Annotated in this window: 10 protein-coding genes and 1 pseudogene; 6 read left to right on the top strand and 5 right to left on the bottom strand. The window is 68.5% G+C overall.

What is annotated here, in order from left to right; translation table 11 throughout:
* Positions 1-54: 54 nt before the first annotated feature.
* From OG395_RS02410 to OG395_RS02395, 4 genes and pseudogenes are all read left to right on the top strand, one after another.
* Positions 55-686: pseudogene (locus OG395_RS02410) on the top strand (reverse transcriptase domain-containing protein); the annotation flags it as partial.
* 33 nt (positions 687-719) lie between these two features.
* Positions 720-1,229, top strand: coding sequence for a group II intron maturase-specific domain-containing protein (locus OG395_RS02405; RefSeq protein ID WP_442818723.1), 510 nt, complete (start codon positions 720-722; stop codon positions 1,227-1,229).
* A 936-nt stretch (positions 1,230-2,165) separates the two neighbouring features.
* A complete protein-coding gene (locus tag OG395_RS02400; protein WP_327241376.1) occupies positions 2,166-3,590 on the top strand; it encodes a multicopper oxidase family protein in 1,425 nt (474 codons plus the stop codon).
* Positions 3,587-3,841: a hypothetical protein gene (locus tag OG395_RS02395; RefSeq protein WP_327241375.1), complete on the top strand. Its 255-nt coding sequence runs from the start codon at positions 3,587-3,589 to the stop codon at positions 3,839-3,841. The genes OG395_RS02400 and OG395_RS02395 overlap by 4 nt, the downstream gene beginning before the upstream one ends.
* Here the strand turns inward: OG395_RS02395 and OG395_RS02390 are convergent.
* The 4 genes from OG395_RS02390 to hutU form a co-directional block, all read right to left on the bottom strand.
* Entirely contained in the window at positions 3,827-5,143 is a 1,317-nt protein-coding gene (locus OG395_RS02390; RefSeq protein WP_327241374.1) for an MFS transporter, read from the bottom strand. The two genes, OG395_RS02395 and OG395_RS02390, sit on opposite strands and share 15 nt — an antisense overlap.
* Positions 5,140-5,748, bottom strand: coding sequence for an ArsR/SmtB family transcription factor (locus tag OG395_RS02385; RefSeq protein WP_327241373.1), 609 nt, complete (start codon positions 5,746-5,748; stop codon positions 5,140-5,142). The genes OG395_RS02390 and OG395_RS02385 overlap by 4 nt, the downstream gene beginning before the upstream one ends.
* A gap of 502 nt (positions 5,749-6,250) precedes the next feature.
* Positions 6,251-7,267 (bottom strand): formimidoylglutamase, encoded by a 1,017-nt coding sequence (gene hutG / locus OG395_RS02380; protein ID WP_327241372.1) that lies wholly within the window; start codon positions 7,265-7,267, stop codon positions 6,251-6,253.
* Positions 7,268-7,296: 29 nt separating this feature from the next.
* Positions 7,297-8,973, bottom strand: coding sequence for a urocanate hydratase (gene hutU, locus OG395_RS02375; protein ID WP_327241371.1), 1,677 nt, complete (start codon positions 8,971-8,973; stop codon positions 7,297-7,299).
* Between the two features lie 239 nt (positions 8,974-9,212).
* On the opposite strand from hutU, the gene hutC reads away from it, so the two are divergent.
* On the top strand, positions 9,213-9,962 hold the full coding sequence (gene hutC, locus OG395_RS02370) for a histidine utilization repressor (RefSeq protein WP_327241370.1): 750 nt from the start codon (positions 9,213-9,215) through the stop codon (positions 9,960-9,962).
* 46 nt (positions 9,963-10,008) lie between these two features.
* On the opposite strand, the gene OG395_RS02365 is transcribed toward hutC, so the two are convergent.
* Positions 10,009-10,848: an IclR family transcriptional regulator gene (locus tag OG395_RS02365; protein ID WP_327241369.1), complete on the bottom strand. Its 840-nt coding sequence runs from the start codon at positions 10,846-10,848 to the stop codon at positions 10,009-10,011.
* A gap of 139 nt (positions 10,849-10,987) precedes the next feature.
* On the opposite strand from OG395_RS02365, the gene OG395_RS02360 reads away from it, so the two are divergent.
* Positions 10,988-12,424, top strand: coding sequence for an amino acid permease (locus tag OG395_RS02360; protein WP_327241368.1), 1,437 nt, complete (start codon positions 10,988-10,990; stop codon positions 12,422-12,424).
* Positions 12,425-12,651 lie beyond the last annotated feature (227 nt).

Here is a 12,651-nt window from a genome sequence, read left to right as displayed (position 1 = left end):
CTCGCGGCGCTCAGGCGCGTCGAAGCAAACCGGGGTGCCCCCGGCGTTGATGGGATGACGACGGATGAACTCCGGCCATGGATCGCCCAGAACTGGCCCAAGGTATGGGCTGAGCTCGATGCGGGGACATATAAGCCCGCTCCTGTCCGTCGGGTGACCATCCCTAAGCCGAATGGTGGGGAGCGGATGCTAGGTGTCCCACGGGTGCTGGATCGCTTGATCCAGCAGGCAATTGCGCAGGCCCTCGTGCCCGTCTTCGATCCCCACTTCTCTGGGGCGTCGTTCGGGTTCCGACCAGGGCGTTCGGCCCACCAAGCCGTAAGGGTTGGTCGCCGGGCCGTCCAGGACAGAAACCGTTGGGCCGTGGACCTGGACCTCGACAAGTTCTTCGACCGAATGAATCACGATGCGCTTATGGCGCGGGTGGCTCGCCGGGTGAGGGACAGAAAGGTCCTGAAGTTGATTCGGCGGTACCTGGAAGCCGGGATTATGAGCGACGGCGTGATGGTGAGGAACGAGGAAGGGACCCCGCAGGGTTCCCCTTGTCCCCGTTGCTGTCGAACATCATGCTGGACGACCTTGACCGCGAACTCTTCAAACGCGGACACCGGTTCGTGAGGTACGCGGACGATGTGATGATTTTCGTCCGGTCCGAGCGAGCGGCGCAGCGGACCCTCGCCTCGGTCACGGCCTTCATTGAGAAGACCTTGAAACTGAGGGTGAATCGTGAGAAGTCGAAGGCGTGCCCCATCTGGTGGACGTCACTCCTGGGATTCGGGTACTACCTCGCCAAAGGGCAGGTGAAGATCCGGGTGGACCGGAAGGCCGTGAGACGGCTAAAGTCCACCGTTCGGCGAGTCACCTCCCGGACGTGGGGCGTATCGATGGCCCACAGGATGGACAAACTCAACCGTTTCTCGGTCGGCTGGGTGGCCTACTTCAGTCTCTCCGACAGCCTTCGGGTTTTCGAGGAGATTGATCACTGGACCCGCCGCAGGCTACGGCAGGCCCAGTGGGTGCAGTGGAAGACCAGTCAGCGCAAGAACTCCATGCTCCAGAAGCTCGGTTACGAATTTGGAGACCAGGAGCAAGGCGTTGCAGTGCAACGCAAGCGATACTGGCGGGCCTCCCACCTGAAACCACTGGAAATCGCTATGAATAAAGCCTATTGGGATGCGCAGGGCTACAAGTCGTTCAAGGGCTCGTGGTCCCGCCTGAAGCTCGCCTGAGATCAGCTGGACGAACCGCCGGATGCGGGCCCGCATGTCCGGTGGTGTGGGGGCGGGCCGGGCAAACCGGCCCGCCTACCCGATCCGAGGAACACACCTCGCGCGGGCCCGGCGAGGTCATGCGCATGGTGGACCCGCAGGAGAGCGCCGAGCAGGTGCGGCCCGCCGCGCCGTAGGCGGCCCGAGGCAACTCACCCTCGAAAACGAAGCCTACGCACGGGCGCCACCGTCGTCCCCCTGCACAACTGAAGCCGTCCCCCACCACCGGCACCGCCCTGACCCTCGATGGCCTGGGCGATGAAGTCTTCGAGCGGCATCGCCTGCCCCGCGCCCGTCGAGCCCCGACAGTGGAGCGGATCACTGCCGAACTGATCGTTCAGGATGCCGTCCTCCGGCGGAGACGACGGAAGCCCCTGTGGAACGCCCGGCACCGAGGAAGGCACCGACCGGCTGCTGCCCGCCGACATCGCCCAAACCGCGCGGGCGACGGCGCGATCCGGGGTATCTGCCCTGCCGGACGAACCGGACCCGGGACCAGACCCGGTCAGCCGCGTGCACATCAGCTGGCAAGCCGCGGACAACGAGCTGCGGCGACCGTACGGGACGACGGACCCGGCACTATGGCACGCGCTGTACCGGAGGACCGCCACATCATCGACCGCTTGGCGGGCCTGGGGGGACGGCTGTCGGTGCGCGCCGGCTCGCCCCTGAGCAGACCCGTCGCCTGGCCCACAGCACCACCGTTCCGCCCAGCACGTCGGAGTGGAACGCCCGGGAGCGCGGCACATCGGAGACGGTGAGAAAGTGCGTGAGCCAGGGGTGGCATCGGGGTGTAGCTCGTCGCTCGAACGGTCCAGTCGGCGCGCGCACGGCTTCGCTCGGGTGCTTGCCGGTGGTCAGCTACGCGTGATGCGGATGTCCGTCAATGGAGGCGTCATGCGATCCCGTTTCGTGCTGCCGCGCGTTGCCATGCTCCTGATCCTGTCCATCGGCGCCCTGATGAGCGGCTGCGCCGGCGACCCGTCCCGGTCGTCGTCGCCGGCGCCCTCGTTCGCGGAAGGTTCTCCGCTCAAGGAACCGGCCCAGATGGTCAGCCACAACGGGCTGCTGCGGGCGGAGATCGCTGTGGAGAGAAGGCGGGTGGACCTGGGTGGCCACAAGTTCTGGGCTCTCACCTACAACGGTGGTTACATGCCGCCCACGCTGCGGATCCGGCCGGGGGACAAGCTGGAGCTGGACCTGAAGAATACGCTGAACGAGGTCACCAACCTGCATGTCCACGGACTCCACGTGTCACCGAGCGGCAACGCCGACAACATCTTCATCCACATCGATCCAGGGCAGACGTTCCACTACTCCTTTCAGTTCCCCAACACCCTGCGAGCCGGTACCTATTGGTACCACCCGCACCCGCACCACACCTCCGCAGCGCAGGTCGCCGGGGGCATGTCGGGCATCCTCATCGTCGACAGCCTGCAGCAGTACCTTCCGGCGAACCTGCGCCACATCACCGAGCACGTCATCGCGCTCAAGGACTTCCAGGTCCAGGGAGGCGCGATCAGGACCGAGAATCTCCACATCGGCGCGCCCACCCATCGCACCGTCAACGGCCAGCTGAACCCGACCGTTCGTATCCGGCCAGGTGAGACCCAGTTGTGGCGGCTGGCCAACATCAGCGCCAACATCTACTACAAGGTCCATCTGAAAGGACAGAAGTTCCATGTGATCGCCCATGACGGCACCCCCGTTGACCGCATCTGGACAGCCGACTCGCTGCTCCTGGCGGCCGGGGCCCGCTTCGACGTGCTCGTCCAAGGCGGTCCGGGCGGCCGCACCCAACTGCAGACGCTCGCCTACAAGACCGGGCCGGGCGGCAATTCCTTCCCGGAGGCGACCTTGGCCACCCTGGTCTCCGAAGGGCCTGCTGCGCAGCCGGCGACGCTGCCCACCTCGTCCTTCGCGCCGACCGTGAATTTGAGCGATGCTCCGATCGCCGCGCGGCGCACCGTCGTGTTCTCCGAGAACAAGGCCGGCACCAAGTTCTACATCAATGGCAAGCAGTTCGATCCGAACCGAGTGGACATGCGGGCCAAGCTGAACACGGTCGAGGAGTGGACCGTGCGCAACGACAGCAACGAAGAACACTCCTTCCATGTGCACACCAACCATTTCCAGCTGATGAGCATCAACGGACGTCCGCACCGGGGCCACGGCTTGCAGGACGTTGCGAGCGTTCCCGCCAAGGGCCAGTTCGTCATCCGGATCCGCTTCAAGGACTACACCGGCAAGACCGTCCTGCACTGCCATATTCTCAACCACGAGGACGCGGGCATGATGGCGGTGCTGGACATCGTCAAGTGACGCGGCCATCCATTTTCTGCACGGGCCTGCACAACGTGCCCGACACGCCGGACTTCCTTCTCGGTGTGCTCGACGACGACCAGGCCCGCCGGGTGCGGGCGGTGGGCGGTCTGTACCGGCTGCTACTGAACCAGGAGCGTGTCTTCCCGGCCACCGCTCCGGCGGCGCTGGTCGTCGCCACCCTTCTCGGTGATCCCCGCACCTTCGCTGATCCGGGTCGGACCGTTACCGGTGGGTCAACAAGGTACTGATCGATTGTCGTCGTCCGTGCCGCCCGTTGTATCCGCGGTGTTGTTCGGGGCCAGGGAGCGAATGTGGGGTATCGGTGAGGGCAGTAGCCAGAGCAGTGACAGGGCTCCGCCGACAGCGGCGATGAGGAGGGTCGCCCTCAGGCCGATGACGGTAGCGAGTAGCCCGCCGACGATGGCTCCGACGGGGCGGATGCCGTAGTTGATCGTGCTGTACGCGCCGGCCACGCGGCTGCGCATGCCATCGGGGATCACAGCGGCCTGGAGGGAGTTGAGGTTGACGTCGAACAGCATGACGCCGAAGCCGGACAGGAACTCGGCCGCGGCCAAGGCTCCGGCACGGAGCCAGAGCGGGCCGTCTGCGGCGGCGGCGATGGCGATCGGCGCCGGAAACAGCACCGCGCCCACGACGATGCTGCGCCCCACGCCGAACCGTCGCGAGATTTTCGGGGCGAACGCCGCGCCAAGGAGGGAACCGGTCGCGCCGATCCCGAACGCGATGCCGATCACTCCTGCCGACAGTCCGAGGCTCCGGTTGGCGAACAGCACGATCAGCCCACTGCCCGCGACAAAGGTGAAGAAGTTGACGGTCGCCGCGCAGCTGAGAGTGGCCCGCAGTACTGGGTGACGGACGACGAACGACAGTCCCTCTCGGGCACGTTGCAACAGCGAGGGTGCCGCTGTGCTGCCGGATGCGGTCGGCAACTCGTGGACCGAGACCCGGCCGACCAGAAACGCTGACGCCAGGAAGGTCAGGGCGTCCACGGCGATGGTGACGGGTGCGGTCAGCGCCTGGACCAGAACGCCGCCGATGGCCGGGCCGGCGACATACGATGCGGACCGGCTGGCACTGAGTTTGCTGTTGGCGTCGACGTAGGACGCGCGCGGCACGAGGCGTACGAAGAACGGGGGATAGGCGGTGTTGAACAGCACCCCGGCGGCGCCCATCAGTAATGCCACGGCATACAATTGTCCCAGCGTCACCATCCCTGACAGGTAGGCCGCCGGGACGCTGAGCAGTACTGCGGCGCGTATCAGGTCGGCGAGGATCATCAGACGGCGTTTGTGGGCTTGGTGATCGACCCAGGCCCCCAGGAAGATTGCGAGCAGGTTCGGGGTCCAGATGAGTGCGGTCAGCCACGCCACCTGGTTGGCCGAAGCGTTCAGGGCGCTGATGGCGATCAGGGGCAGGGCCAGTTCGGTGATCCGGTCGCCGAACTGTGAGACCGACTGGCCGGCCCAGAAGCGGCGGAACCGTTGATCCCGCCACAGCGATATCGCAGCGGTGCGGTCCGGGTTGTTCATGGCGTCTGCCCGGTCTGCTTGTCGGCACCTTCCGGCAGGACGTAGCGCATCAGCCGGACGCCGCGGCCGTCGGCAGGCCGCTCGGCCGGGTCACGAGTGACGTACGGCGCGAGAATGCGCTCGATCCCGTCCTCGATGGCGGCGAGTTCTTCGGCGGAGACCACGACGCGGGTGTTGGCCAGCCCGGCCAGTCTGCGCCACGCCGGATCGAGTTCGGGCTCGATCTCGGCAGCCCACCGGCTCGGAAGGTCTGCACAGTGCAGGAACATCTGCCGCGACAGCACCCGCGCGGCTGACCGACCCTCCTCGTCCGCCGGGTCCTGTGGCGCCTCGAACCGGAAACCGCGCGCCACCGCCTCCCACCGCCGCTGGCGGCGGTCCGGTCCGGGCTCGCTGTCGCGGACCAGTCCGAAGCCTGCCAGGTGGCGCAGATGCCAGCTGGTCACCGTCGGGGTCGCTCCCACGTCGGGCGCGAGTTGCGTCGCGGTCGCCGGCCCGTGCCGCTGGAGATGGTCAAGGATGGCCAGCCGAACCGGATGAGCCAGCGCCCGCATCGCTTGCGGGTCGGTGATCTCGATATCGCCCAGGCGATTACTGGAGTCCATGACGTGAGAGTCTCCTCTCATAATTTGTGAGAGTCAACGCTCACGTCGGTCGACGTCGAGCAGCCGCCGGACGGGCCGCCGCCTGTACCACCGCGTCCCGGACGTCGCCGGGCGGGCCGAGCACGACGCATCGGCCTGGCAGTGCCTCCTCGGTACTGCGCTGCCGCCGGATACGGTCGCCGCGCCGCGCCCGCCACTCCTGGAGGGAGAGGGCGACGGCGCCGACGACAGCGGCGGCCTCCGTGGTCGGTGCCGCGTTCGCCGCCGCTCCCAGGGCCCGCTATCGATATGTCGGTGATCGTGGCAGAGAGCGGACGACAGATGATCCCGGGCGCGCGCCCGGAATTTCAGCGCGGCTGCGGAGCCCCTCTGTCCGTGGCGCTGAGAATGAATCCCGGCAGCCCGTCTCTCCCCGGAAAATCAATGGTCGCCAGACCGCGGCTGTCCGTGCTCTCACGGCCTGGCGACCGGTATAGGGGCGGCCCGTCTGTCAGGCGCGCCGTCAGTCGGACGCGGTGGCGTCGACCACGCCGGCCATCGCCCGACGCGTCGTCAGAACGCGGTGAATCAACCGCGCACCCGCGCGCGCCGTCCGGTGGTCGACATCGAGGTCCGGGTTGAGTTCGGCGACATCGACCACGATCGGCTTCCCGCTCGCCGCCACCCGGGCGCAGACGCGCTCGACGACCTCCATCTGCACGCCGTGGGCGGCCGGGGCGCTGACCCCGGGAGCGGCGGCGGCCGACAGGACGTCCAGGTCGATGCTGAGGTGGAGGACATCGCTGCCGTCGACGAACTCGTCCACGAACGCGTCGACCGCGGGCAGATCGAGGAGCCCGCACTCGGTGTCGGTCAGATAGCGCACTTTGAGCCGGTCGGCCGTGCGGAAGAGATGCTCGGTGTTGCTCGGCTGACTGATGCCGATCACACGGTAGTTGAGCCAGTGGCCCCGCTGCTCCTCGCTCCGCGCCATCTGGAGGAACGGGGTGCCGGAGCTCGCCCGCACGTCGTCCCGGAGGTCGAAGTGGGCGTCGAGGTTGAGCACCCCGAGCCGCCCTCCCGCCCGCACCGCGCGCGTGCCGACGAGCCCGAGATAGGTCCCGTACGCCACCTCGTGACCGCCGCCCAGCACCACCACCGGAATGCCGCGGTCGACGAGCGCGCCGACCGCCTGCCCCAGGCGCCAGTGCCCCGACTCCAGGTCCCCGTCGAGGACTTCGACGTCTCCGGCGTCCAGCACGGTCATGGGTGCGGGCAGTGCCATGGACGCCAGGGCGGCACGCAGTTCGCGCGGGCCGCCCGCCGCGCCCTGGCGGCCCTTGTTGCGGCGCACCCCCTCGTCGCTGCGGAAGCCGACGAACGCCGCGTCCCACGGCCCCGGTTGCCCGGGGTCGGTGCTGATCGCGTGGTGCCAGCGCAGGTGTTCGTTCCCGGGACCGTCGTCCCGGCCATGCCACGCCTCGGGAGCCACGTCCACGGTGAGGTCGACGGGCGCGTCCACAGCGCAGTCGACAGCCATGTCCGTGGGTTCGATCGTGCCCGCCGCGCTCACTTGCTGTCGCCCTCGGTCATGGGGATGCGTACCCCGCGGTCGCGTGCCACGGTGCCGGCGTACTCGTAACCCGCGTCGACGTGGCGGATGACGCCCATGCCGGGGTCGTTGGTCAGGACGCGGGACAGCTTCTGCGCGGCGAGTTCGGTGCCGTCGGCGATGCACACCTGGCCCGCGTGGATGGAGCGGCCCATGCCGACTCCGCCGCCGTGGTGGATCGAGACCCACGAAGCGCCGGACGACGTGTTCACCAGGGCGTTGAGCAGCGGCCAGTCGGCGATGGCGTCGGAGCCGTCGAGCATGGCCTCGGTCTCGCGGTACGGGGAGGCGACGGAGCCGGAGTCCAGGTGGTCGCGGCCGATGGCGAGCGGCGCGGACAGTTCGCCGGAGGCGACCATCTCGTTGAACCGCAGGCCCGCACGGTGGCGTTCGCCGTAGCCGAGCCAGCAGATGCGGGCGGGCAGGCCCTCGAAGGAGACGCGCTCACCGGCCATCTTGATCCAGCGGTGGAGGTGCTCGTTCTCGGGGAAGAGCTCCATGATCGCCCGGTCGGTGGCCTCGATGTCCTTGGGGTCGCCGGACAGCGCCGCCCACCGGAACGGGCCGAGGCCCTCTTCGAACAGGGGCCGGATGTGGGCGGGTACGAAGCCGGGGAAGTCGAAAGCGCGCTGGTAGCCGGCCCTGCGGGCCTCGTCGCGGATCGAGTTGCCGTAGTCGAAGACCTCGGCTCCGGCGTCGAGGAACCCGACCATGGCCTCCACGTGCCGGGCCATCGACTCGCGGGAGCGGCGGGTGAAGTCCGCCGGGTCCTTGCGGGCCTGCTCGTGCCACTCCTCGACGCTCACGCCGACGGGGAGGTAGGCCAGCGGGTCGTGCGCCGAGGTCTGGTCGGTGACGATGTCGATCGGCGCGCCCATCTCCAGGAGCTGGGGGAACACCTCGGCGGCGTTGCCCGCGAGGCCGATGGACAGCGGGCGGCGCGCTTCCTTGGCCTCGATGGCGAGACTCAGGGCGTGGTCGAGGTCGTCGGCCGCGACGTCGAGATAGTGGTGCGCGATACGGCGCTCGATGCGGGTGGGGTCGACGTCGACGCAGAGCGCGACGCCGTCGTTCATGGTGACGGCGAGCGGCTGGGCGCCGCCCATGCCGCCGAGTCCGGCGGTCAGCGTGATGGTGCCCGCCAGCGTGCCGTCGAACTTCTTGCGCGCGACCGCTCCGAAGGTCTCGTACGTGCCCTGGAGGATGCCCTGGCTGCCGATGTAGATCCAGGAGCCGGCGGTCATCTGGCCGTACATGGTCAGTCCGCGCGCCTCGAGGGAGCGGAACTCCTCCCAGTTGGCCCAGTCGCCGACCAGGTTGGAGTTGGCGAGCAGCACCCGCGGCGCCCACTCGCTGGTGCGCATGACGCCGACCGGCTTTCCGGACTGCACCAGGAGCGTCTCGTCGTCCTTGAGCGTTTTGAGCGTGCGCACGATCGCGTCGTACGCGGCCCAGTCGCGGGCGGCCTTGCCGGTGCCGCCGTAGACGATCAGGTTCTCGGGGTGCTCGGCGACCTCGGGGTCGAGGTTGTTCATGAGCATGCGCAGGGCGCCCTCCTGCTGCCAGCCGAGGCAGTTCAGTTCGGTGCCACGCGGGGCGCGGATGTGGCGGGCCGCGGGGGAAACGCCGATCATGGTCTTCTCCTGGTGGGTAACGGAGTTGCTGCGTGCCCCATGACAGGCGACCGGTCGGGCGGGAACCAGCGGCGGGCCCCGAAGTTCTCGGATCCGAGAACGGGATGCGCCCGGCCCGTACGGCGGGGGCCGCCGTGACCAGCATCCTGAAAGGCGTCTCGCCTAGAATTCGGGTGACCGTGACCGCACCTCAGGCGGCGCGGCGACCGACGGGGACGAGGACGGTGGACGGCTTGGTCGTGGGGGCTTCGGAGCTCGCCAGGCTCTACGCGGAGCAGACACCCGGTTCCGCGCCCGCCTACCAGCGGATCAAGGACCTCGTGTCCCGGCAGATCGTCAGCGGCCACTGGCGCGAGGGCGAGGCACTGCCGTCGGAGAACCAGCTCGTCGAGTCGCTCGGCCTGTCCCGGATGACGGTCAACCGCGCTCTGCGCGAGCTGAGCGCGGACGGCCTGCTGCGGCGCGTCATGGGAGTGGGCACCTTCGTCGCACGGCGCAAGGGCAGCTCCGCCCTGGTCGAGGTGCACAACATCGCCGACGAGATCCGGGGCCGTGGCCATCGCTACGAGGCCAGGGTGCTGTCACTGCGCGAGGAACTCCCCGATCCCGAGATCAGCGCACAGCTCGGCCTCGACGGGCGGCGCAGCGCCTTCCGTTCGCGCGTCGTGCACTTCGAGGACGGGGCGGCGGTCCAGTTGGAGGACCGTTACGTCCATCCGGACTTCGCCCCCGGCTATCTCGACCAGGACTTCACGCAACGCACACCGTTCACGTTCCTGTCGGAGGTCGCGCCGCTGGGCAAGGGCGAGCACATCGTCGAGGCGGTACTTCCCTCCGCGGAGGAGTGCGAGATCCTCGGCGTGTCACCGGCCGAGCCGTGCCTGCTGATCCAGCGACGCACCTGGTCGCGCGACGCCGTCGTCAGCGTCGCGCGTCTGCTGCACCCGGGCTCCCGGTACCGCCTCGAGGGAACGTTCGCCGCGCACTGAGCTGTCGGTGCGCCTGCCTGCATGTGCACCGACCTGTCGGTGACCGTCAGGGGGCGCCCGGTCCGGCGGTGCGGCTCAGCTGCGCCGCCGGTCGCCGGCCGGACATCGCGGCGGTCAGCCGCGCCGCGGACTGTTCGAGAACGCCGCGCACCTGGTCGGGCTCGTGCCGGCTGTAGTGCCGGTGCCAGGTGCTGCTGAGTGCGGCGACGGGCCGCTCGTTGTGGTCGAAGGCCGCGATCCCCATCGACCGGAAACCTTCCGAGACCAGCTCGACCTCCTCCGACCAGCCGCGTTCACGGTCCTGTGCCAGCAGGGACAGCAGTTCCGGCAGCGAGCGCGGTCCCTTGCCGGTACGGGTGATGAGGTCGCCGCGGCGCGGGAACAGGGCCCGTAGCTGCGCCGGAGCGGAATGGGCGAGGACGGCACGCCCGTTGGCCGTCAGATGCGCGGGCAGCCGGACCCCGATGTCCGTGACGAGGGCGATGTCGGCGTCGCCTGACGGGCGCGACCGGGGACGCTCCTTGAGCAGGTAGACCGTCTCCGCGCCGTGGACGATGCCCAGGTGGACGGTCTGGCCGAGGCGGTTGGACGCGCTGCGCAGGATGGGGCGCGCGAGCCGTTCGAGGGGCTCGTGCCGGAGGTAGGCCGAGCCGATCTCGAAGGACGCGACCCCGAGCCCGTACGCCTGCTCCTTGGGCAGGTAGGTGACGAAACCGCGGTCCACCAGGACGGAGAGGATGTGGTACGCGGACGACCGCGGGATGCCCAGTTCGCGGGCGAGGGCCGCGGCCTGGACCGGGCCCGACCGGCCGGCGAGGTGCAGCAGGATGTCCAGCGCCCGTCCGACGGCCGGTGAGGCGCTCGACGCCGTCTCTCGTTCACCCATTGGTCCACCTCTTGACGCTCCTGTATATACAGGAATATACAAGTTCCCTCGTCGTGCGGGTGTGCCGAAGGCCGTCACCGGTCATCGATCCGGCCCCGCCATCTCGCCCGGAACGCGCCGTTCCCAAGGAGGGCATTCGTTGACCACCGACATGTTGACCACTGACAAGACGTCCCTGCAGCGCGGGCTCAAGTCCCGGCACATACGCTTCATCGCCCTCGGCTCCGCCATCGGGACCGGCCTCTTCTACGGTTCCTCGGAATCCATCAAGGCGGCCGGGCCGGCCGTACTGCTCGCCTATCTCATCGGCGGAGCCGCCGTCTTCCTCGTCCTGCGCTCGCTCGGCGAGATGGCGGTGAGCCGGCCGTGCGCCGGATCCTTCGGCGAGTACGCGACCAGGTACCTCGGTCCGCTGCCCGGCTTCCTGACCGGCTGGACCTACGCGCTGGAGATGGTCTTCGTCTGCCTGGCTGACATCACGGCACTCGGCGTCTACATGGGCTTCTGGTTCCCCGACGTGCCCCGCTGGATCTGGCTCCTGGCGGCCGTGGGCGTCATCGGCGCCATGAACCTCTTCAGCGTCAAGGTCTTCGGCGAGCTGGAGTTCTGGCTCTCGCTCGCCAAGGTCGTCGCCATCATCGCGATGATCCTCGCCGGACTCGCGATCATCGTCTTCGGCTTCGGCAGCCACGGCGGCGCGGGCGTCTCGAACCTGTGGAGCAACGGAGGCTTCTTCCCCCACGGGATCCAGGGCATCGTCATGTCGCTGGCCGTGGTGATGTTCGCGTTCGGCGGCACCGAGATCATCGGCGTCACCGCCGGCGAGGCGCAGGACCCCGAGAAGACGATCCCGAGCGCCGTCAACTCCATCCCCATCCGCATCGTGCTCTTCTACGTGCTCACCCTCGCCGTGATCATGTCGCTCGACCCCTGGCAGCACATCGGCTCGGGCGGCAGCCCCTTCGTCGAGATCTTCGCCGGACTCGGCGTCAGCTCCGCGGCCGCCGTACTGAACGTCGTCGTCATCGTCGCCGCACTGTCCGCGATCAACAGCGACATCTTCGCCGCCGGACGCATCATGTACGGCATGGCCGAGCGGGGACAGGCACCGGCCGCCATGCGCAGGCTCTCGCGCAACGGGGTGCCGTGGCTGACCGTCGTCATCATGATCGGCGCACTCCTCTGCGGCGTACTCCTCAACTACCTCATGCCCGAACGGGTCTTCCTCGTCATCGCCTCCATCGCGACCTTCGCCACCGTCTGGGTCTGGCTCATGATCCTGTTCTCCCAGGTCAGCGCCCGCCGCAGGATGACCCCGCAGGAGGTCGCCACGCTGAAGTACCCGGCACCCTTCTGGCCCTACGGGCAGATCGCCGCGATCGTGTTCATGGCCGGCGTGGTGGCGCTCCTCGCGTTCTCGGACAGCACGAGGATCGCCCTCGTCGTCGGAGTGGTCTGGCTGGCGCTGATGACGGGCGCGTACCACCTCTGTATGCGCCACCGCCCACCGGAGGCCGAAACCCTCGAAGCCCCGAAGGGGACCGAGCCCGACAGGGAACCGGTCCATCAGTACTAGCCCCGCAACCACGACCACTCGGCGGAACCGCGACCCACGCGGTTCCGCCGAATGCTTTTCGGGTCGGCCGGTCATGGTTCAAGGCTCTGCCAGGCCCCCGCCCCACAGCCACCCACCCGAACCGGCAAGTGTCTGGGATCCCAGACAATAACCCTCCGCAGCCACTGACACCGCCGGTCGGGCTGAGCGGCCCGTCCTGGCCGGCACCTCCACCACCAGCCCTGTCT

Source organism: Streptomyces sp. NBC_01320 (genome assembly GCF_035974375.1).
GTDB lineage: Bacteria > Actinomycetota > Actinomycetes > Streptomycetales > Streptomycetaceae > Streptomyces > Streptomyces yanii.
Note: the sequence above shows the minus strand (reverse complement) of the source record. Positions and strands in the feature narration are given on the sequence as shown.